Source organism: Streptomyces tibetensis (assembly GCF_007655005.1).
Classification (GTDB): domain Bacteria; phylum Actinomycetota; class Actinomycetes; order Streptomycetales; family Streptomycetaceae; genus Streptomyces; species Streptomyces tibetensis.
Genome location: NZ_SZVW01000011.1, coordinates 127,617 through 149,188 on the forward strand (window position 1 = coordinate 127,617; position 21,572 = coordinate 149,188).

Here is a 21,572-nt window from a genome sequence, read left to right on the forward strand (position 1 = left end):
CCCGTCGCGATGGGAATGGAATGGCCCGGTGTGCGGTGTCTGTCGCGATTTGCTGCGTGCTCTGCGGCCGGAGCGGTCGCTGTCGCCGACCAGGCTCGCCGAGTACAGCCAGGTGCCGCTGCCGGTCATCCAGGTGGCCCTGGACGAGATCCAACAGCGTCGTCTGGCCACGCGTGAGGGCATGGACCTGATCCTGACCGACGCTGGGCGTGAGGCCGCGGCACGGCTCTCGGCTGCCCGTCAGGACTCCTTCGCGGAGCTGCTGGGCGACTGGTGGGGCCCTGACCGGCCGACGGACCTGGTCGAACTGGTCGAGGAGTTGGTTGCACAGCTGTCGGGCTCCGACAGAGAACGACCGCACGTGCCGGCGCTCCGGACCTGCGTACGTCGCACGACGTGATCCCAGGGGCGGTGGGGCGGGGTTTGCCGAGCCCGGGCCCTACGACGGCGTCCCGGCGGCCACGACGGCCCGTCGGCCGCACGTGACACCGCCCGAACCGGGCCGCCGCCTGTCTCAGGCTGCCGCGTCCCTTGCCGGCCGGGGCGGGTCGGCCGTCCACGACGCCAGGAAGAGAAGGCCGTCGTGGGACGGGCTTCCGGGAGCCGCGGTCGCGACCGTCAGCTTCTGCGTCGGGTCGGCCGCGCAGGTCAGACTGTCCCAGTCGAGTGTGAGGTCGCCGACGATCGGATGGCGCAGCCTCTTGGTGCCCATGCGCAGGCCGCTCATCTGGCGGCCGGCCCACCACTGCCGGAAGTCGGCGTCGGCGACCGACAGCTCGCCGACCAGGGCGGCGAGCCCGGGGTCACGGGGATAGCGGGCGGCTTCCAGCCGCAGATGGGCCACGCAGGTCCGGGCGTTCGTCCGCCAGTCGAGGCAGAGTTCCCGGAAGGCGGGGTCGGTGAAGAGCAGCCGCGCGTAGTTGCGCTTCCTCGCGGGGATCTTGTCGAAGTCGGTGAGCAGAGCCGCTGCCAGGGGGTTCCAGGCGAGGATGTCCAGGCGTCGGCCGAGGACGAGTGCGGGAGTGGTCGTCAGGTTGTCCAGAATGCGCCTGAGCTGCGGGTGCAGCTTCTGCGCCGCGAGGCGACGGGGTTCCTGGCCGCCCTGCGAGGCCAACGTGATCAGGTGAGCAAGCTGGTCGTCGTCGAGGTGCAGGACCCGGGCGAGCGTGGTGAGCACCGATCTCGACACCGGGGCACGCCCCTGCTCCAGCCGGGCGTAAGATCCGGGGCTGATCCCGACGAGTTGGGCGACCTCCTCACGGCGCAGCCCCGGCACCCGCCGGGGCGCCCCGGACTCGGGCAGGCCGACGGTCCGCGGGCTGAGTCTGGCCCGGCACACCTTGAGGAATTCTCCCAGTTCGGGCAAAGGTTCTTTGGTGTACATAGCATCGAGCATCGCAGCATCCACCTGGAATGTGAGGGGGAGGTTTTACTCCCCGGTCTGGGACCGCCGTTTCATTGCGGCCCCGCGGGACCGGTCAGCCCGTCGAGTCGGTCGGCCCGGCTGTCCGTGGGCCCGCCGGGCCGACTGGTAACCCGCGAGGCGAGGGCGCGCAACCCGTCGTACGACGGCGTGCCGGGCTCGGCCGTACAGACGACGAGTTCCTGATCGGGATCGCCGCCGCAGGTGAGAATGTCCCAGTCGAGGACGAGTTCACCCACGAGGGGATGGCGCAGCCTCTTGACACCCGACCCGAGCGACGGCACATGGCGGCTCCCCCACCACCGCCCGAAGTCCCTGTCCTCCACGGAGAGTTCACCCACCAGGCTGGTCAGCCGCTGATCCTCGGGGTGCCTGGCGGCCGCCGCGCGCAGATGGGACACACACTCGCGGGCCACGGCCCGCCAGTCCGCGTACAGGGTCCGCATGGAGGGATCCGTGAAGAGGATGCGCACGCAGTTCCGCTTACTCTCCGGCACCTTCGCGAAGTCGGTGAACAGGGCGGCGGCCAGCGGATTCCAGGCCAGGATGTCCATACGACGGCCGATCACCACGCCGGGACTCGCGGTGAGATCGTCGAGCAGGCGGCGCAACTGGGGGTGCGCCTTCTGTGCGGTCGACCGGCGATGTCGTGTCCTCTGCCGGCCGGCCAGCTCGAACAGGCGGTCGCGCTGGTGGTCGGACAGATGCAGGACTCGGGAGAGGGCGGCGAGCACCGACGCGGACGGCTGGACGCGACCCTGCTCCAGCCGCGTGTAGTGGTCCGTACTGATGGCGGCGAGTACGGCGACCTCTTCTCTGCGCAGCCCTGGCACACGTCGGCCCCCGGTGTCGGGCAGACCGACAGTGCGCGGGGTCAGCTCGGACCTCCGCGACTTGAGGAATTCTCCCAACTCGTTCGGATGCGCGTCGCCGCTCATGGCGCAAGTGTCGCACCGCTCCGCCTGCGGAAAGGGGGGAAGGATCTCTCCCCTGGATAAGGAATTCCCCGGATGGAATCCTCCCCTTTGCGGACGCCCGCAAAAGTGACAGGGTCGAGGGCATATCCGCTGACCGGGACCGGTTGACACAGAGAAATCACCCGGACGAGCGGGCGGCAGGCTTCAGGAAATGAGGCTGTTTTCTGCCTGCCACCGGTATTCGATGTTCCTGCGGCAGGTGGAGGAGGTGGACAGAGACCGTGTGGACGGACGTCCACCTTCTTCGGCAACGGCCCCGCACCGGCCGGTCACCTGCACCCTCCCGGCCCCGGCGCCGATCGTCCAGAGCCGCCGCACCGAACGCGGCCCGCACCGACGGGTCAAGGACGTGCGGGTGCCACCCAGTGTCGACCGGATCGTCCGGTACGACGCATCCGCCGGCACCGAGAGGCTCGCGACCTGCACGACAGACCCGTGCACGTGTCCCCCCGCCCACGCGAGGCTCGTCTCGTCGTTCTTCGCTGAGCCGCCCAACAGTCCTGGGTCCTGGACCGGGCGGCATGAGATCCCCCCACCCACAGACACATCAGGAGCACCACTTCATGTCCGAACGGAAGAAGTTCGCGCCTCCGGCCATTCAGGAGTTCGCCCCCAAGCTCGCCGAGGTGACGGACACCGTCCTGTTCGGTGACGTCTGGGAGCGGCCGGGCCTGTCTCCGCGTGACCGCAGCCTGGTCACCGTCACCGCTCTCGCCGCTCTGTACCGGACCGACCAGCTCGGCTTCCACCTCGGCAAGGCGCTGGAGAACGGCGTCACCAAGGACGAACTGATCGAGGCCCTCACCCATCTGGCCTTCTACGCCGGATGGCCCAACGCCATGACCGCGATGACGCAGCTCAAGGACATCGTGGAGAAGGCCGACCTGTCCGGCTGACGTCTCCGCACCCGCCCGCACCCCACGTCGCGGGCCAAGGCAACGTCATCCACACATCCCCGAGTGAGGAGCACTGGCACGGCGCGGCACCCGACCGGTTCATGACCCACCTCGCCCTGTGGGAGACGGACGACACCACCCGGCTCGAACACTTTTCCGAGGTAGTGCTACGGCCCGCGCGCCGGCACCCGCATCCGCCCCTGACGCCACGACAGACACGAAAAGAACCGGGAAGGCACACCATGCGAGCCACGATCATTCACGCGCCGGGGGACATCCGGGTGGAGAAGGCTGCCGAGCCGAACATCGCAGCGCCCACGGACGCGATCGTGCGCACCGTCGCCACCTGTGTGTGCGGCTCCGACCTGTGGAGCTACCGCGGCGTGCTGCCGGTCTCCGGGCCACAGCCGATCGGGCACGAGTACGTCGGCGTCGTCGAAGCGGTCGGCAGCGCCGTGTCGAGCATCCGGCCAGGCCAGTTCGTCATCGGTTCCTTCGTCGCCTCCGACAACACCTGTCCCAACTGCCGTGCCGGATACCAGACCTCCTGCCGGCACGCGCAGTGGGTGAACGGCGCACAGGCCGAATACCTCCGCGTCCCTCTCGCCGACGGCACCCTGGTCGCCACCCCGGACCAGCCCGACGACGAGCTGATCCCGAGCCTGCTGACCCTGTCCGACGTCATGGGCACCGGCTGGTACGCCGCCAAGGCCGCTGAGGTCAGGCCAGGTTCGACGGCCGTGGTCGTCGGTGACGGCGCGGTGGGCCTGTCCGGGGTCATCGCCGCGAAGGAACTGGGCGCCGAACGCATCATCGCCATGAGCAGGCACGACTCCCGGCAGAAGCTGGCCCTGGAGTTCGGCGCCACCGACATCGTCACCGAGCGCGGCGCGGAAGGCGTCACCCGCGTCAAGGAGCTGACCGGCGGCATCGGCGCCGACTCGGTGCTCGAGTGCGTCGGCACGCAGGAGTCGATGCACCAGGGGCTGCAGTCCGCCCGCCCGGGTGGCAACGTCGGGTTCGTCGGCTTCCCGCACGGCACACAGATCGACGGCCAGGAACTCTTCTTCTCCCACGTCGGCCTGCGCGGCGGCCCCGCGCCCGTGCGCGCCTACCTCCCACACCTGATCGACCGCGTCTTCGCCGGTCACATCAACCCGGGCAAGGTCTTCGACCTCAGCCTGCCCCTGGAGGAGGCCGCCGAGGGCTACAAGGCCATGGACGAGCGGCGTGCCGTCAAGACGCTGCTGCGTCCGTGACCTGAAGCCCGGCTGCGGTGGGCCTCGGACCAGCCGCGGCCACCGGACAGAACGGACCGACAGCCATGACGAGTGAGGCGATCTCCACCGTCGAGGCATACCTCAAGGCATTCGGCACTCGGGACGTGGAGCCCATCCTCTCCCACTTCGCACCCGCCGCGACCTGGACGATCCCGGGCGATCCGGCTCTGACCCCGTGGGCCGGGAGCCGCACCGGGCCGGAGGAGATCCGGCAGTCGCTCACCGCGTTCTTCGCCGCCGTCGAACCGCTCGCGTTCGAACTGGGGACGCTGGTGGAGTCGGATGGACGGGTCCTGGCACCGGGGCGGTACGCCTCCCGGTTCCACCCCTCGGGGCAGGTTTTCGAAAGCGAGATGATCCTGCGCTTCACCGTCACCGACGGCCTGATCACCGACTACCGCGTCTTCGAAGACTCACTCGGCATCACCCGGACTCACCTGGGTGAGCAGACCCTTCCCCAGGAACGGACGACACCGATGACGACCTGGACCAGCGACGAGCTCGACCGCGTCGCCAACGCCGACGAACTGGAGATGGCCCCGCTCCGGCGTGACGGCACGCTACGCAAGCCGGTGCCGATCTGGGTCGTCCGCGACGGCGACGACCTCTACGTTCGCTCCTTCCGCGGTACGGACGGCGGCTGGTGGCGGACCGCCCGCGCGAGCCATGCCGGTCACGTCCGCTCCGGCGGGGTCGACAAGGACGTCACCTTCGCCGAGGTGCCCGACCCCGGGACCAACGACCGCGTCGACGCCGCGTACCGCACCAAGTACGGCCGTTTCGGCGGTGCGTACGTCGACCCCATGGTGGCCGCACGCGAAACGACCCTGCGGCTGGTGCCCAGATGACCACGGCAGTCCCGATCGAAGCCGCTGAGCCACTCTCGCCGGCCGGCCCCGCACAGGAGTAGGTCTCATGCTCGGTCTCGAACTCGTCGTCGTCCTGGGTGCGGCCGTGCTGGCCGGCAACGTCCTGGGACAACGCTTCCGGGTCGCGCCCCCTGTCGTGCTGCTGGTCGTGGGCGCTCTCATCGGCCTCGTCCCCGCTGTCCGGCAGACTCAACTGCCCCCCGAAGTGGTGCTGTTGCTCTTCCTTCCCCTGCTGCTGTACTGGGAGAGCCTGACCACGTCGATGCGGGAGATCCGCTCGAACCTGCGGGGCATCGTCCTGCTCAGCACGGTGCTGGTCATCCTCACCGCGGGGGCCGTGGCGGTCGCCGGACACGCACTCGGACTGCCGTGGGGGCCGGCATGGGCTCTGGGCGCGGCCGTGGCGCCCACCGATGCCACGGCGGTGAGTGCCCTGGCCGGGTCCCTGCCGCGCCGTCAGGTCACAGTTCTGCGTGCGGAGAGCCTCGTCAACGACGGCACCGCGCTGGTGATCTACGGTCTGGCCGTCGGTATCACCGTGGGCGAGGAGCACCTCACCCTCCCTCATGTGGGCGCGCTGTTCCTGCTGGCGTACGGTGGCGGGGCCGCGGTCGGTGTCGCGGTCGCCTGGGTCAACATGAACCTGCGCCGCCGGCTCGACGACCCCCTGCTCGGCAACCTCGTCATGATCCTCGCGCCGTTCACGGCGTACCTGCTGGCCGAGTTGATCCACGCCTCCGGTGTCCTCGCGGTCGTGGTCAGCGGCCTGATCATGGCCCAGGTGGCGCCCAGCCTCATCCGGGCGGAGCACCGTCGCCAGGCACTGGCCTTCTGGCCGCTGGCCACGTTCATCATCAACGGCGCGCTGTTCGTCCTGGTGGGCGTGGAACTGCAGTACGCGCTGCGCCACCTGAGCCGAGCCGATCTGCGGGACGCCCTCATCGCGATCGGGGTGGTCAGCGTGGTGCTGGTCGCGGTCCGGTTCGCGTTCCTGTTCTCCTCCGCCTACCTGATCCGCGCGATCGACCGGCGTCCCGAGCAGCGCCTGCGCAGGATGAGCGACCGGGCGCGCGTGGTCAGCGGGCTGGCGGGTTTCCGGGGCGCGGTGTCGCTGGCGGTGGCGCTGTCCGTGCCGGAGACACTCGACTCGGGTGCACCGTTCCCCGGCCGGGCGTTCATCGTCTTCGTCACCTCGGGCGTCATCGTGGTGACCCTCGTGGTGCAGGGTCTGCTGTTGCCGGGCGTGGTGCGCTGGGCCAGGCTGCCCCGCGACACCTCCGTCGACGAGGAGCAGCTCCTCGCCGAGACGGCGGCGACCGAGGAAGCCCTCAAGGCACTGCCCGAACTCGCGGCGCAACTGGGCACCACTCCCAAGGTCAAGGAGTGGCTGCGCCAGGAGTACGAGGCAAACCTGGCGACGGCACAGGCCAGGGGCGCGGGCACCGACGACGATCCCGCCCTGCTCCACAACCGCCACTACACCGACCTCCGCCTCGCCCTGATCGCCACGAAGCGCGCGACCGTCGTCCGCCTCAGGGACGAGTCGAGAATCGACGACACCGTGCTCCGCCGGCTGCAAGCCGCGCTGGACAACGAAGAGGTCCGGCTGAGCGGACGCGAGCAGGTCGAGTAGACACCGGCGCACAAACGACCCCGACCACCCGAGTCCCCCTGCGAAGGAACCCCGCCGCCATGACCTCCGGCCTCATCGACGTCCACGCCCACCACCTCCCCGACTTCTACGTCCAGCAGGCGACCGAGGCCGGCCACGCCCACCCCGACGGCATGGGCGCCTGGCCCGCGTGGTCGGTTCGAGACCACCTTGATCTGATGGACCGCAACGGCATCGAGACCGCGATGCTCTCCCTCTCCTCCCCCGGTGTGCACTTCGGCGACGACAAGTCGGCCGGTCTCCTGGCCCGACGGGTCAACGAGTACACCGCTGAAGTGGCGCGGGACCACCCAGGCCGCTTCGGGAATTTCGTGTCGCTTCCGCTGCCGGACGTGGACAGGGCGTTGGAGGAGATCGCCTTCGCCTTCGACGAACTGGGCGCCGACGGCGTGGCGTTGCTGACGCACACCCATGGCGTGTACCTGGGCGACGCGCGCCTCGAACCGGTGTTCGCGGAGCTGGACCGCCGCGGGGCCGTGGTGTTCATCCACCCCACCTCACCCGTGTGCTGGGAGCAGTCCGCACTCGGCAGGCCGCGTCCGATGGTCGAGTACATCTTCGACACGGCCCGCACCGTCACGGACCTGGTCATGGCGGGCGTCCTGACCCGCCACCCGGACCTGCGCGTGATCGTCCCGCACTGCGGCGGCGCGATCCCGGTCCTGGCCGACCGCATCAACGAGTTCATGCGGCCTTTCGTACCCACGCAGGAGGCACCCCCGCGTGACGCCTTGCAGCAACTGGCTTCCCTGTACTACGACATCGCGGGTACGGCCTTCCCACGCCAGGCGCCCGCACTGTTGAAGCTGGTCGACCCCGACCGCGTGCTCTTCGGCAGCGACTACTGCTGGACGCCCGCACCGCTGGCCAACACGCACATCGCGGCGATCGACGCCGCCGAGCCACCAGTGGAAGGGGCCACATGGCGCTCGCTCACCACAGCCAACGCTCAGCGCCTGTTCCCCCGAGCGGCCCCGCGCTGAACCACCTGACGCCGCGGTCAGCCCGAGCACGCTGGCGACGGCGGCCTCTGCAGCGAACCCTTCGGATTCCGCCCCTGCTCCGCGGCGCCGCACCCTGTCGCCCTGCCTCCGGAAACGCCACTCCCGCCGTCCCGCGAGGCATACGCCCAGGTGTCCGTTGTGCGTCTTCATGCCGCTCGGGCCGATCGTCGCCTCGACCGCCCAGGTACAGGCCGTGCGATGCGCCCTGCGCGCCGTCAGCGGGCCGGGTTTCTCGTTGACGTAGGGCCCGTACACCTCCGCGGGTGTCGAAGAACGTGACTCCCTGATCGACGGCTCCGCGGAGCACGGCGATCATGTCGCTCCGGTCACCGGCGTTGGGTCTCCGGCCCATGGGCCGAGTCCTCAGGCACCGCACCCCGCACCCGATCTCCCAAGGGGGGAGGGATTCTTCCCCCCGATGGATTCCTCCCCCGCAGATGCTCGATGACCCGCTGACCACCGGGTACGCGGGCACACAACGGCCCGGTTGACCGATCTGCCGGACATGCCGCGATGGCTGTCGCCGGGACAGCCACCAGAACCACCTGTTGGGAGAAACGTGTTCACCGTCAACGCTTACGCCGCTACGTCCGCGACCGAACCGCTTGTCCGGACCACCGTCGAGCGCCGTGACGTCGGCCCGCACGATGTCCTCATCGAGATCAAGTACGCCGGTGTCTGCCACTCCGACATCCACCACGTCCGTGGGGACTGGGGCCCGGTGCACTATCCGGTAGCCCCCGGGCACGAGATCACCGGAGTCGTCACCCAGGTGGGCTCCGAGGTCGACAAGCACGCCGTGGGTGACCGCGTCGGCGTCGGCTGCATGGTCGGCTCGTGCCGGACCTGTGACTCGTGCCGCAACGGTGAGGAGCAGTACTGCCTCAACGGCACTACGCTCACCTACGGTTCCCTGGACCGGGACGGGACCTGGACCCAGGGCGGATACACCACCCACATCGTCGTCGACGAGCACTTCGTCGTCCGCGTACCCGAAGGCGTCGCCCTGGACCAGGCCGCCCCGCTGCTGTGCGCGGGCATCACGACCTACTCGCCGCTGCACCGGTGGGGCGCCGGTCCCGGCAAGAAGGTGGCCATCGTCGGTCTGGGCGGGCTCGGGCACATGGGCGTCAAGTTCGCCCATGCGATGGGCGCGGAAGTCACCGTCCTGTCGCAGTCGTTGAAGAAGATCGACGACGGTCTGCGCCTGGGCGCCAACCACTACCACGCCACCAGCGACCCCACCACCTTCGAGGAACTGGCGGGCACCTTCGACCTCATCGTCAACACGGTCAGCGCCCGACTCGACGTCGACGCCTACCTCTCCTTGCTGGGTGTGGGCGGCACCATGGTCAACGTAGGCGCCCCGCCGGAGCCACTGTCCCTGAACGTGTTCTCACTGCTCGCACGCGGACGGTCGTACGCCGGCTCGTCGATCGGCGGAATCCATGAGACGCAGGAGATGCTGGACTTCTGCGGTGAGCACGCCATCGGCGCGGAGATCGAGACCATCGAGGTGGAGCAGATCAACGAGGCGTACGAGCGCGTCCTGGCCTCCGACGTGCGCTACCGCTTCGTGATCGACGTCGCGACCCTGGCCTGACCCGCACCGCATTCGCGGTATGGCCGCGGGAACGGAAGAACCACCGATGACGATGACCTACGACCACCTCGGCCGAACAGGTCTGAAGGTGAGCAGGCTCGGCCTGGGAACCATGAACTTCGGCTGGGTCACGGACGAGCCCACCGCTTTCGCCATCCTCGACCGGGCAGTCGAGGAAGGCATCAACTTCGTCGACACCGCCGACGTCTACGGCGGGCCGCAGTCTCCCGACATGGAGAGGGGGTACGGCCTCTCGGAAGAGATCATCGGCCGGTGGCTGGCCCAGGGCGGTGGCCGACGTGACCGGATCGTGCTGGCGACCAAGCTCTACCAGCCGATGGGAACCGGTCCGAACGACAAGCACCTGTCCGCCTACAGGATCCGCAAGGCTGCCGAGGACAGTCTCCGACGGCTGCGGACCGATCACCTCGACCTGTACCAGATGCACCACGTCGACCGTTCGACGCCGTGGGACGAGATCTGGCAGGCCATGGAGCAACTCGTCCGCGAGGGCAAGGTCACCTACGTCGGCAGCAGCAACTTCGCCGGCTGGCATGTCGCGACCGCCCAGCAAGAAGCGAGCAAGCGCCGCTTCCTGGGCCTCGTGTCCGAGCAAAGCCTCTACAACCTCAACGCCCGCACCATCGAGCTCGAACTGATCCCCGCCCTGCGCCACTACGGCCTCGGCCTGATCCCGTGGAGTCCGCTGGGCGGTGGCCTGCTCGGCGGCGCCCTGCAGAAGGCCGACAGCGGCCGGCGCTCGTCTCCCGACTTCCTGGCCGACGTCGAGCGGCACCGCTCGCAGCTGGAACGTTACGAGGCTCTGTGCGCGGACCTAGGCGAGCGACCGGCGGACGTAGCTCTCGCCTGGCTGCTGCACAACCCGGCGGTCGCGACCACCATCGTCGGACCGCGCACCCCCGAGCAGCTGGCCGAATCGCTGCGAGCGCCGCACCTCGCCCTGTCGCCCGAGACCCTCCGGGAGCTCGACGAGATCTGGCCGGGCCCTGGAGGCGAAGCTCCCGAAGCGTACGCCTGGTAGCCCGGCCACAGGACGACCGCCCGCCCGGGTACCCCGTCGCTGCAACCGACGTCCGACGCTGCGGCGGCTGCCCTACTGCACCCCGCCATCGCAACGGCCACCAAGAAGGACACGATGCATCAGCACCTGCCGGGGAGCGACCCGAGAGTCCCGGCCCTCGACCTCACATCCATGGACATGTCTCGTGAAGGCCAGGACTCCCCCGTACTCAGCGGTTTCGACGCCACGCTCGATGACCTCGACCGGCTCGAAGGCCGTGACGTGGCCATGGAGGCCATCGCGTGAACGACCAGGCGACACTTCCCACCGGTCACCACTCGGCCGCACGCCCCACGCGACGCGTCGGCCCGGCACTGTCCACTCTGCTGTTGCTGCTGACCGTCTTCGGCCCCGTCTCGATGGACCTCTACCTACCGGTCCTGCCCTTGCTGACGAGCGATCTCGGCGCGGCCACCTCGGCGGCGCAGTTCACCCTGACCGCCTGCCTGATCGGACTCGCCGTGGGGCAGATCGTCGCCGGACCGCTGTCGGACCGTTTCGGTCGCCGCCCACCGCTGCTCATCGGCATCGCCGCCTACATCGCCGCGTCCGTGCTGTGCGCGATCAGTCCGAGCCTTGTGACTCTGGTCATCGCCCGCCTCGTGCAGGGGCTCGCGGGCGCGGTCGGGATCGTCATCGCGCAGGCGGCCGGCCGAGACGTCTATGAAGGCGGTGCCCTGATCCGTTACTACGGGCGTCTCACCGTCCTGGGCGGTCTCGCCGCCATCGTCGGCCCCGTGCTGGGAGGGCAACTCGCCCGCATCACCGAATGGCGCGGCACGTTCCTCTTCCTCGCCGTGATCGGAGTGGTGCTTCTGTTCGCCACCCTGCCCGTCTTCGGCGAGACACTTCCCGGCGATCAGCGCACCAGCGGCGGCATCAAGCAGACCGGCCGCGACTTCCGCCGTCTGTTCTCCGACCGCCTCTTCGTCGGATCGGTCTTCATCACCGGTCTGACGTATGCCGCCCTGTTCGCCTACCTTTCCGGGGCGACCTACATCCTCCAGGGCGCCTATGGGCTTTCCGCGCAGGCATACTCGGTCGCCTTCGGTGCGAACTCCGCCGGTTTCATGGTCTTCGGCTACATCGGCGGCCGCACCGCCGAGCGGTGGTCCGAACGCGGCGCGCTCGCCATCGGCATCGCCATGACCGCCACCGGCTCACTCGGCCTCCTCGCGACCGGACTGTGGAACCTGCCCCTTCCCGCCGTCCTCGCCTCCCTGTTCGTTCTCGCTTGCGGCGTCGCGTTCGCCGCGCCGGCGACCACGTCGCTCGCCCTGGCCGGCTACCCGGAACTCGCCGGCACCGCGTCCTCGGTACTCGGCTGCGCCCGCTTCGGGCTCGGAGGAGTCACCGCACCGCTCGTCGGCCTCGGCGGCGCCCGAGCCGTCCTCCCATTGGGCCTCGTCACCGCCGCGTCGATCGCACTCGCCGCCGTCGCCCAAGCGGTGTTCGTCAAGCAGCCGGGTCAGGGCCGCCGTGGGCGCGGCCGGGCACGACGACGAGGGCGATGAGAGCCGGGTCGGCAATGAAAATGCAATCGCTCACAGAATCTCCCGCATTCGTCAACCGGAGTATTGGATATCGCAATGAAGTACACACGACTCGGCACTTCAGGACTCGTTGTCAGCCGTCTAGCGCTCGGCTGCATGACTTTTGGGGACACAGCGAGCGGTTTCAGTAAATGGGCGCTCAGCGAAGAGGAATCGGAGCCGATTTTCCGGCAGGCCGTCGAACTGGGAATAACCTTCTGGGACACTGCCAATGCCTACAGTTACGGCACCTCGGAAGAAATCGTCGGGCGGGCGGTCAGGAAGTACTCGCGCCGTGAGGACATCGTGCTGGCCACCAAGCTCTTCTACCCGATGCACTCCGGCCCAGGCGGCTCCGGAACGTCCCGCAAGGCGATCATGGAGCAGATCGACGCGTCGCTGACTCGCCTCGGCACCGACTACGTCGATCTCTACCAGATCCATCGCCTGGATTACGACACTCCCGCAGAGGAGACGATGGAGGCCCTCCACGACATCGTGAAGGCGGGCAAGGTCCGCTACATCGGCGCGTCGTCGATGCTCGCCTGGGCGTTCGCCAAGCTGCAGTACACCGCTGATCTGCACGGGTGGACGCGGTTCGTGTCCATGCAGGACCAGTACAACCTCCTCATGCGTGAGGAAGAACGGGAGATGTTCGGCCTGCTGGCAGATCAGGGCGTCGGGAGCCTCCCGTGGAGCCCACTCGCCCGCGGCCGGCTCACCCGGCCCTGGGGCGAGGAGACCCGACGATCGGAGACCGACCCCGCATACGGGCGCCTCTTCGTTGAAGAAGAGTCGAACCGGAAGATCATCGGGGCAGTGCAGTCGGTAGCCCAGGCACGCGGTGTGTCCATGGCCACTATCGCACTCGCGTGGGTCCTGACAAACCCCGTGGTCAGTGCACCGATCATCGGGGCATCCAAGCCACGTCACCTGTCGGACGCAGCTGCGGCCCTCGACATCACGCTGACGGACAAAGAAATCACCACGCTCGAAGAGCACTACACCCCTCGGCTCGCCACCGGCATGAGCGCCGCGGACCGCCCGCCGGCGCGCTGACAGAAGCCGTTGGGCCTGCCACGCGATGCCGGTTCCGCTGCGTGGTTTCGCTTTACGGGTGACGAGGCAGTGCGCGATCGATGCTCACGTCCAGCGGTGCCGTAACCGGATCGCTCGGTCTTGGAGCGTGCGTCGGCCGAGCGAATTTTCACCTCTCTGCCGCACATCGCGGCGAACACAGGAACGTAAGGAAACACCCGGATGAAAGTCATCGGATTCAGCGAGTACGGCGACCCCGAAGTGCTGCGACCGTTCGAGCTCCCCGACCCTCGCCCCGGGGCGCAGGAAGTGCTGGTGCGGGTCCGCGCCGCCGGTGTGAACCCCGTCGACGCGATGCTCCGCTCCGGGCAGCTGCAGCAGATGTACCAGGGGCAGACACCCCCGTTCGTCCCCGGGATGGAGGTCGCCGGCACGATCGAGGAGGTCGGCAGCGGGGTGGATCCCCGCTGGGGCCTGGTGGCCGGTGCCCACGTCGTCGGGTTCGTGGACAATCTGGGCAGCCACGGTGGCTACAGCGAACATCTCGCGCTTCCCGCACGGTCCGTGGTCCTCGCCCCCAGAGGCACCTCAGCCGCCGACGCGGCCGGCTTCCTGAACAACGCGCTCACCGCCCGAAACGTCCTCGACGCCTTCCAACTGCCCCCGGGCGCCACCCTCCTGGTCACCGGCGCCGCCGGTTCGGTCGGCGGCTACCTGGTCGAACTCGGTGCCGCGGAGGACCTGCACGTCGTGACCGTCGCGGCCGAGGACGACGCGGACCTGCTGCGCTCACTCGGCGCGCAGACACTCGTGCCCCGCGGCCCCGACATCGCCGAACGGGTGCTGAAGGAAGTCGGCGGCCCGGTGGACGCGGTGGCGGACGCGGCCCTGCTACACGAGCGGATCGCTCCCGCCGTCCGCGACGGCGGCCAGATCGGCATCCTGCGCTTCTGGGACGGCGACCCCGGGCGCGGCATAACCGTCAAGCACCTCAACGTCCGGGAACGGGACGGGGACCGCGACACGATCCTGCGGCTCCGCGACCAGGCCGAGGACGGCACGATCACCCTGCGTCCCGCCCTGCCCTTCGACGCGGACGACGCTGCCGCCGCACACACACGGCTCGAACAGGGCGCCCTGCGTGAGCGGATCGTCCTGACCTTCGACCACAACAGGTGACCAGCCCACTCGGCAAGACAGACCCGTTCGGCCGATCGGGCGGTTGCCCGGCAAGGAGGAGAACGATGCACACACGAACGCTGGGACGGGACCTGCGCGTCTCCGCGATCGGGCTCGGCGCCATGGGCATGTCCCAGAGCTACGGCCCGAACCCCGGTGACCGAAAGGACATGATCGCCGTACTCCGCGGCGCCGTCGACCGAGGGATCACGTTCTTCGACACCGCGGAGGTGTACGGCCCCTACGTCAACGAGGAACTCGTCGGAGAGGCCCTCGCCCCGCTGCGCGACCAGGTGGTGATCGCCACCAAATTCGGGTTCCACATCGAGAACGGCGCGCCCGCCGGGCTCAACAGCCGCCCCGAGCAGATCCGCGCCGTGGCCGACGCTTCTCTCAGGCGCCTCGGAGTGGACACGATCGATCTGTTCTACCAGCACCGCGTCGACCCGGACATACCGATCGAGGACGTCGCCGGGACGGTGGGCGAGCTGGTCCGAGAGGGCAAGGTGCGCTGCTTCGGACTCTCCGAGGCCAGTGCGCAGACCATCCGCCGCGCCCACGCCGTGCATCCGGTGACGGCGGTGCAGAGCGAGTACTCACTGTGGACCCGGGACCCCGAGCCGGAGGTGCTGCCCACGTGTGTGGCCCTCGGCATCGGCTTCGTGCCGTTCAGCCCGCTCGGCAAGGGGTTCCTGACCGGGAAGGTGGACGCCTCGACATCGTTCACGGACGGCGACGTCCGCACCTCCATCCCCCGGTTCACCGCCGAGAACCGCGCGGCGAACCAGGCTCTCGTCGACCAGGTCGCGACGCTCGCCCAAGCCAAGGGCGCCACACCCGGCCAAGTCGCCCTCGCCTGGCTCCTCGCCCAGAATCCGTCGATCGTGCCGATCCCCGGGACACGGCGCCTGTCCCGTGCCGAGGAGAACATCGGCGCTACCGGGCTCCCGCTCTCCGCCGACGAACTGGCCGACCTGAACGAACTGGCCGGCCGGATCGGCGTGCAGGGCGACCGCTACAACGAGCACCACATGTCCCTGGTCGACAAGTAGCCGAGACACGTAAGGCTTGCGGGCGGGCGGCGCCGGGTGCCGGTGCTGCCCGCCCGCACCACTCGTCTTGGCCGGGGCAACGTGACTTGAAGGCGGGCGCGAACGCCTCCGCGGGACGTGGCGGTGTCCGATGGCCGCGCCAGAACCTGACGCCTTATCAGCGGGAGCGTCACATGAGCGTCAGGACTGCCGTGCGGGGCCCGGCGACGCCGCGGGGGCACCACACCCCCGTCTTCCCGGCAATGACCGGAATAGCAGGTCAGGGGCGTTCGTACGGCGAACGACGTGCTCCACCCGCTGCACCCCGAAAAACAGGTCGAGCACGCCCACACCACCCGAGCAATCTAGCAAAACCGCAGCTCAGAGCACCTTTGTACCAGGTTCCAGAATCGCCACGCACTCCACATGATGCGTCATCGGGAACAGATCGAACGCCCGCAGCGTCCGCACCCGGTACCCCCCGTCCCGGAAGTACCCCAAGTCCCGTGCCAGCGCAGCCGGATCGCACGCCACGTACGCGATCCGCCGCGCCCCCAGCGAGGCCAGGTGCTGGACCGTCTTGCGGCCCGCCCCCGCCCGCGGCGGGTCCAGCACGATCAGGTCGACCTCCGAGATCCCCGTGCGCGGCAGCACGCTCTCGACCTTGCCCTGCTCGATCCGCACCCGCTCGAAGTCCGCGAGGTTGTGCCGCGCGTCCTCCACCGCCCGCTTGCCCGACTCGATGCCGAGGACCGCGCCCTGGTCGCCGATGCGGTCGGCGAGGGCGCCGGCGAAGAGGCCGACGCCGCAGTAGAGGTCGAGGGCCATGTCGCCCTTGCGGGGCAGCAGGCCCTGCATCACCGCGGTCACCAGGGTGTCCGCGGCCTTCGGGTGGACCTGCCAGAAGCCGCCGCCCCCGACCCGGTGCGTGCGGCCGTCGGCGCGTTCGCGGACGAAGGGGCGGCCGTGGACGCGGTGGACACCGCCGGAGCGCTCGTCCACGCGCAGGACGGAGACGGGGCGGTCGAGTTCGACCAGCGGCAGGCGCGCGCCCGGCTTCGGCGTGAGGATCACCTGGCGGTCCTGGGAGCCCGTCGCCGCGATCGCCTCGACGGAGTCCATGCCCGTCCAGGACCGCTTCTCGATGCCCAGCTCGCTGACGCCCTCCGCCGCGATCATGCAGTGGTCGATCGGCTCCACCTCGTGCGAGCGGTGCCGGCGCAGGCCCGCCCGGCCGTCGGCCGTGACGGCGTACTGGACCCGGGTGCGCCACGCGGGGACCTGGCCCGCGGGCACCTTGTCGCCCTCGGCGGGCAGCACCGTGCCGTCCCAGCCGGCCTCCTCCGGGGTGAGCCCGGCGAGGTGCTGGAGCTGTTCGGCGATGACGTCGGCCTTCAGGCGACGCTGCGCGCCGGGCTTGGCGTGCTGCCAGTCGCAGCCGCCGCAGCGGCCGGGACCGGCGAACGGGCAGGGTTCGTCGATGCGGTCCTTGGAGGCGTCCAGCACCGTCACGGCGTCGGCGCGCAGGAACCGCGCGCCCTCCTCGCCCTCCGTCACCCGCGCCACGACCCGCTCCCCGGGCAGCGCGTGCCGTACGAACAGCACCTGGCCCTCGGACGTGCGGGCGATGCAGTGACCGCCGTGGGCGACGGGGCCGACCTCGACCTCGTACTCCTCCCCCACCAGCGACTTCCTCGGTTCTGCCTGCATGGCGGGGTGACTCCAAAACACGTGAGGGGAAAGGGCCGAACGGAAACGGCCGGACAACAGCCCACCAGTCTACGTGGCTGCCGCCCGGCCGTTTCACACGAGCCGTCGTCTCGGGAAACCCTCAGGACTTGGGCTCGGAGGACTCCTTCGACCGCACCTGCGCGGGACCGCGTCGCACCGAGCCCGGCGCGTTCCAGTCCTGCTGCCTGCGGGCCCGGCGCTTGGCCGCCTCGGAGGACTGCAACTGGTACGGCACCGAGGTCACCATGATCCCGGGCGTGAACAGCAGCCGGCCCTTCAGCCGCAGGGCGCTCTGGTTGTGCAGCAGGTGCTCGTACCAGTGGCCGACGACGTACTCGGGGATGATCACCGACACCGCGTCGCGCGGCGACTCCTTGCGCAGGCTCTTGACGTACTCGATGATCGGCCGCGTGATCTCGCGGTAGGGCGAGTCCAGGACCTTCAGCGGTACGTCGATGCCGCGGCGCTCCCACTCCTCGCGCAGGGCCTTGGTCTCCGTCGGGTCGACGTTGACGCTCAGGGCCTCCAGCGAGTCCGAGCGCATGAGCTTGGCGTAGGCCAGGGCGCGCAGCGTCGGGCGGTGGATCTTGGAGATCAGCACGACCGAGTGGACGCGGGAGGGCCGTACGAGGTCGTCGCTCGGGCCCTCGGGGGCGGCGATCTCGGCGGCGACCCGGTCGTAGTGCTTACGGATGGCCGTCATCGTCGCGTAGAAGATCACCATGCCGAGCAGGGCGACCCAGGCACCGTGGGTGAACTTGGTGAGGAGGACGACGACCAGCACGAGGCCGGTGAAGAAGGCGCCGAAGGCGTTGATGGCCCGGGAGCGGATCATGTGGCGGCGCTTGGCCTGGTCCTTCTCGGCGGCCAGGTGGCGGTTCCAGTGCCGGACCATGCCGGTCTGGCTGAGCGTGAAGGACACGAACACGCCGACGATGTAGAGCTGGATCAGACGGGTGGAGTCGGCGCCGTAGATCCCCACCAGCAGCCCGGCGGCACCGGCGAGGAGCACGATGCCGTTGGAGAAGGCCAGCCGGTCGCCGCGGGTGTGCAGCTGGCGCGGCAGGTAGCGGTCCTGGGCGAGGATCGAGCCGAGCAGCGGGAAGCCGTTGTAGGCGGTGTTGGCGGCGAGGAACAGCACCAGCGCGGTGGCCGCGGCCAGGATGATGAACAGGAAGCTGCCCTTGCCGAAGACGGCCTCGGCGACCTGGGAGATCACCGGGTTCTGGACGTAGTCCCCGCCGAGCGGGACACCGTTGTGGAACAGGTCCTTGGCCGGGTTCTCGGCCATGCGGACGTCGGTCACGGCGGCCAGCGCGATGATGCCGCAGAACATGGTGACGGCCAGCAGGCCCATCATGGCGAGGGTGGTCGCGGCGTTCTTCGACTTGGGCTTGCGGAAGGCCGGGACGCCGTTGGAGATCGCCTCGACGCCGGTGAGGGCGGCGCAGCCGGAGGAGAAGGCGCGCAGCAGCAGGAAGACGAGGGCGAAGCCGGCCAGGCCCTGGTGCTCGGGCTTGATGACGTAGTCCGCCGTCGGTGCCCGCATGGTGTCGTCCAGGACCAGTCCGCGGAAGGCCCCCCAGGCGATCATGACGAAGACGCCCGCGACGAACACGTACGTCGGGATCGCGAACAGCGAGCCCGACTCCTTCACCCCGCGCAGGTTCATCAGGGTCAGCAGCACGATCACCCCGATCGCGCACAGCACCTTGTGCTCGACCACGAAGGGGACGGCGGAGCCGAGGTTCTCGATGCCGGAGGAGATCGACACGGCGACGGTGAGGACGTAGTCCACGAGCAGCGCGCTCGCGACCGTCAGGCCGGCCTTGGGCCCGAGGTTGGTGTTCGCCACCTCGTAGTCGCCGCCGCCGCTGGGGTAGGCGTGCACGTTCTGCCGGTAGGAGGCGACCACGGTGAACATCAGCACGACGACCGCGACGGCGATCCACGGGCTGAAGTGGTAGGCCGTCACGCCCGCGATCGACAGGACCAGCAGCACCTCGCCGGGCGCGTACGCCACGGAGGAGAGCGGGTCGGAGGCGAAGACGGGGAGTGCGATGCGCTTCGGCAGGAGCGTTTCGCCCAGCCGGTCACTGCGCAGTGCGCGCCCGATCAGGATCCGTTTGGGCACGTCGGTCAGTTTGGACACAACAGAGGATCGTAGGCGTTCGATTGCTGGGTCGCCCACCCGCCACCCCCCATCGGCGTTCCGTCTGCTCTCCGAGTGAATTCAGTGGCGCATGCGGCTGAGGATTCCGCAGGTCACCCGTTTCCCATGCCTATATGACTAAGCCCCGTCCGCTTCCCAGCCGTTGCCGCCCCTGGAGGTCCCATGCACACCCCCGCCCAGCTGATCGGCGCCGCGGCCACTCTTGTCGCCCTCGGAATCCTGACGCTGGCGAGCGTGCGCAGCATCAGCCGCCGCAAGGATGTCTCGCCCGGGGCGCGCTAGGCGTTCGGGGCCGGCGGCTGCTCGGACCACTCCAGCTCCGCCGACCCGACCGCACCACCCACGACCCCACGACCCCCGATCTGACGGCTGTCGATCTCACAGCTCTCGACCCCACGGTCCTCGGCCTCGCGGCTGCCGATCTCGCGGCTGTCGATCTCGTGACTCACGGCAGCCGCCTGCCCCGCCGGGGGCCCGGCAGGGCCTCGGCAACGGCCTCGGCTTTGCGGATACGTTGGAGTCGGGCAGCCGAACGCGGCTCCGCCCCCGGAGGGCATCATGGCGTGATTCCACCGGCATGATGTTGCCCGGCGGCCCGCACGCAGGCCGCGACGTGATGCCTGGCGAGCCGAGAGAGAGACATGAGCACGACATTCATGAAGCCCAGAGGGCCTGCAGGAAGCACGGTGTGACGCGATGCATATTGTGATCATGGGTTGCGGAAGGGTGGGTTCCGCACTGGCCCAGAACCTGGAGCAACAGGGGCACACGGTCGCCGTGGTCGACCAGGACCCCACGGCCTTCCGCCGGCTGGGCTCCTCGTTCGGCGGCCGCCGGGTCACCGGTGTCGGCTTCGACCAGGACACCCTGCGCGAGGCGGGCATCGAGGAGGCCGGCGCCTTCGCCGCCGTCTCCAGCGGTGACAACTCCAACATCATCGCCGCACGCGTGGCCCGCGAGATGTTCGGCATCGAGAACGTCGCCGCCCGCATCTACGACCCCCGCCGCGCGGAGGTCTACCAGCGCCTGGGCATCCCCACCGTCGCGACCGTCCGCTGGACGGCCGACCAGATGCTGCGCCGTCTGCTCCCCTCCGGCGCCGAGCCGCTGTGGCGCGACCCCACCGGCGGCGTCCAGCTCGCCGAGGTGCACACCTCCACCGCCTGGGTCGGCCACAAGATCAGCCGGATCCAGGAGGAGACCGGCGTGCGCGTCGCGTTTCTGACCCGGCTCGGCGAGGCGGTCCTGCCCACCTCGCAGACGGTGTTGCAGGAGGGCGACCTGGTGCACGTGATGATGCGCACCGACGAGGTCGACAAGGTCGAGGCGGCGTTCGCCAAGGGTCCCGAAGAGGAGGGCGGTCACTGATGAGGGTCGCCATTGCCGGAGCCGGCGCCGTCGGCCGCTCGATCGCGGGCGAACTGCTGGAGAACGGCCACGAAATCCTGCTGATCGACAAGGCGCCGACCGCCATCTCGGTCGAACGCGTCCCGCAGGCCGAGTGGCTGCTCGCCGACGCCTGCGAGATCACGTCCCTGGACGAGGCGGCGCTCCAACGCTGCAACGTCGTCATCGCCGCGACCGGCGACGACAAGGTGAACCTGGTCGTCTCGCTCCTCGCCAAGACGGAGTACGGCGTCCCGCGCGTCGTCGCCCGCGTGAACAACCCCAAGAACGAGTGGCTGTTCAACGAGTCCTGGGGCGTGGACGTGGCCGTCTCCACTCCGCGACTGATGTCGGCCCTGGTCGAGGAGGCGGTGAGCGTGGGCGACCTGGTCCGTCTGCTCCGCTTCAGCCACGGCGACGCCAACCTGGTCGAGCTGACCCTGCCGGAGGAGTCGGCTCTGGCCGGCACGCAGGTCGGCGACGTCGACTGGCCGCAGGACACGTCCCTGGTGACGATCATCCGCGGCAACCGCGTGCTGACCCCCTCCCGGGAGGACTCCCTGGAGGCGGGCGACGAGCTGCTCTTCGTGGCCGCCCAGGCCCGCGAGGAGCAGTTGGAAGACCTGCTGTCGGTACGACGGAACGCGACGGACTGAGCGCGTCTTTCCGAATCGGCGGAAGGGGCGTCCCGCGTGCT

The 21,572-nt window shown here is 69.5% G+C and carries 20 protein-coding genes; 15 read left to right on the forward strand and 5 right to left on the reverse strand.

Annotation, left to right across the window (positions count from 1 at the left end):
• Window positions 1-49 precede the first annotated feature (49 nt).
• A complete protein-coding gene (locus FDO69_RS19860; protein WP_104781195.1) occupies window positions 50-400 on the forward strand; it encodes a helix-turn-helix domain-containing protein in 351 nt (116 codons plus the stop codon).
• Between the two features lie 114 nt (window positions 401-514).
• Here FDO69_RS19860 and FDO69_RS19865 read toward each other — a convergent pair whose 3' ends face one another.
• Together FDO69_RS19865 and FDO69_RS19870 are read right to left on the reverse strand one after the other, a co-directional pair.
• Entirely contained in the window at window positions 515-1,384 is an 870-nt protein-coding gene (locus tag FDO69_RS19865; protein WP_104781196.1) for a helix-turn-helix domain-containing protein, read from the reverse strand.
• Window positions 1,385-1,455: 71 nt separating this feature from the next.
• The gene (locus FDO69_RS19870; RefSeq protein ID WP_104781197.1) at window positions 1,456-2,361 is read right to left on the reverse strand and encodes a helix-turn-helix domain-containing protein; all 906 of its coding nucleotides are present in this window, start codon (window positions 2,359-2,361) and stop codon (window positions 1,456-1,458) included.
• 602 nt (window positions 2,362-2,963) lie between these two features.
• On the opposite strand from FDO69_RS19870, the gene FDO69_RS19875 reads away from it, so the two are divergent.
• The 12 genes from FDO69_RS19875 to FDO69_RS19930 all read left to right on the forward strand — a co-directional run bounded on the left by FDO69_RS19875 (window position 2,964) and on the right by FDO69_RS19930 (window position 15,606).
• Entirely contained in the window at window positions 2,964-3,296 is a 333-nt protein-coding gene (locus FDO69_RS19875) for a carboxymuconolactone decarboxylase family protein (protein WP_104781198.1), read from the forward strand.
• Between the two features lie 242 nt (window positions 3,297-3,538).
• Window positions 3,539-4,555: a zinc-dependent alcohol dehydrogenase family protein gene (locus tag FDO69_RS19880; RefSeq protein WP_104781199.1), complete on the forward strand. Its 1,017-nt coding sequence runs from the start codon at window positions 3,539-3,541 to the stop codon at window positions 4,553-4,555.
• A gap of 65 nt (window positions 4,556-4,620) precedes the next feature.
• Window positions 4,621-5,424 (forward strand): DUF2255 family protein, encoded by an 804-nt coding sequence (locus FDO69_RS42890; protein WP_104781200.1) that lies wholly within the window; start codon window positions 4,621-4,623, stop codon window positions 5,422-5,424.
• Window positions 5,425-5,491: 67 nt separating this feature from the next.
• Window positions 5,492-7,078 (forward strand): Na+/H+ antiporter, encoded by a 1,587-nt coding sequence (locus FDO69_RS19890; RefSeq protein WP_104781201.1) that lies wholly within the window; start codon window positions 5,492-5,494, stop codon window positions 7,076-7,078.
• Window positions 7,079-7,137: 59 nt separating this feature from the next.
• Window positions 7,138-8,100: an amidohydrolase family protein gene (locus FDO69_RS19895; protein ID WP_104781202.1), complete on the forward strand. Its 963-nt coding sequence runs from the start codon at window positions 7,138-7,140 to the stop codon at window positions 8,098-8,100.
• A 580-nt stretch (window positions 8,101-8,680) separates the two neighbouring features.
• Complete coding sequence (locus FDO69_RS19905) at window positions 8,681-9,724, forward strand: NAD(P)-dependent alcohol dehydrogenase (RefSeq protein ID WP_104781203.1); 1,044 nt, start codon at window positions 8,681-8,683, stop codon at window positions 9,722-9,724.
• A 52-nt stretch (window positions 9,725-9,776) separates the two neighbouring features.
• Entirely contained in the window at window positions 9,777-10,766 is a 990-nt protein-coding gene (locus FDO69_RS19910; protein ID WP_104781336.1) for an aldo/keto reductase, read from the forward strand.
• A 114-nt stretch (window positions 10,767-10,880) separates the two neighbouring features.
• Entirely contained in the window at window positions 10,881-11,051 is a 171-nt protein-coding gene (locus FDO69_RS41255) for a hypothetical protein (RefSeq protein WP_159030627.1), read from the forward strand.
• Window positions 11,048-12,319 carry a multidrug effflux MFS transporter gene (locus FDO69_RS19915; RefSeq protein ID WP_199838297.1) on the forward strand — a complete coding sequence of 424 codons (1,272 nt, stop codon included), beginning with the start codon at window positions 11,048-11,050 and terminating at the stop codon, window positions 12,317-12,319. Before FDO69_RS41255 ends, FDO69_RS19915 begins: the two co-directional genes overlap by 4 nt.
• A 75-nt stretch (window positions 12,320-12,394) precedes the next feature.
• The gene (locus FDO69_RS19920) at window positions 12,395-13,396 is read left to right on the forward strand and encodes an aldo/keto reductase (RefSeq protein WP_104781204.1); all 1,002 of its coding nucleotides are present in this window, start codon (window positions 12,395-12,397) and stop codon (window positions 13,394-13,396) included.
• A gap of 201 nt (window positions 13,397-13,597) precedes the next feature.
• On the forward strand, window positions 13,598-14,554 hold the full coding sequence (locus FDO69_RS19925; RefSeq protein ID WP_104781205.1) for an NADP-dependent oxidoreductase: 957 nt from the start codon (window positions 13,598-13,600) through the stop codon (window positions 14,552-14,554).
• A gap of 65 nt (window positions 14,555-14,619) precedes the next feature.
• A complete protein-coding gene (locus tag FDO69_RS19930; RefSeq protein WP_104781206.1) occupies window positions 14,620-15,606 on the forward strand; it encodes an aldo/keto reductase in 987 nt (328 codons plus the stop codon).
• Window positions 15,607-15,966: 360 nt separating this feature from the next.
• On the opposite strand, the gene FDO69_RS19935 is transcribed toward FDO69_RS19930, so the two are convergent.
• The 3 genes from FDO69_RS19935 to FDO69_RS41260 form a co-directional block, all read right to left on the reverse strand.
• Window positions 15,967-17,295 (reverse strand): class I SAM-dependent RNA methyltransferase, encoded by a 1,329-nt coding sequence (locus FDO69_RS19935; protein ID WP_104781207.1) that lies wholly within the window; start codon window positions 17,293-17,295, stop codon window positions 15,967-15,969.
• A gap of 121 nt (window positions 17,296-17,416) precedes the next feature.
• A complete protein-coding gene (locus tag FDO69_RS19940; protein WP_104781208.1) occupies window positions 17,417-19,468 on the reverse strand; it encodes an APC family permease in 2,052 nt (683 codons plus the stop codon).
• A 299-nt stretch (window positions 19,469-19,767) separates the two neighbouring features.
• A complete protein-coding gene (locus tag FDO69_RS41260; protein ID WP_159030628.1) occupies window positions 19,768-19,938 on the reverse strand; it encodes a hypothetical protein in 171 nt (56 codons plus the stop codon).
• A 247-nt stretch (window positions 19,939-20,185) separates the two neighbouring features.
• Here FDO69_RS41260 and FDO69_RS19945 point away from each other — a divergent pair, with 247 nt between their 5' ends.
• Together FDO69_RS19945 and FDO69_RS19950 are read left to right on the forward strand one after the other, a co-directional pair.
• Entirely contained in the window at window positions 20,186-20,857 is a 672-nt protein-coding gene (locus tag FDO69_RS19945; RefSeq protein ID WP_094053911.1) for a potassium channel family protein, read from the forward strand.
• Window positions 20,857-21,531: a potassium channel family protein gene (locus FDO69_RS19950; RefSeq protein ID WP_104781209.1), complete on the forward strand. Its 675-nt coding sequence runs from the start codon at window positions 20,857-20,859 to the stop codon at window positions 21,529-21,531. Before FDO69_RS19945 ends, FDO69_RS19950 begins: the two co-directional genes overlap by 1 nt.
• Window positions 21,532-21,572: the final 41 nt, after the last annotated feature.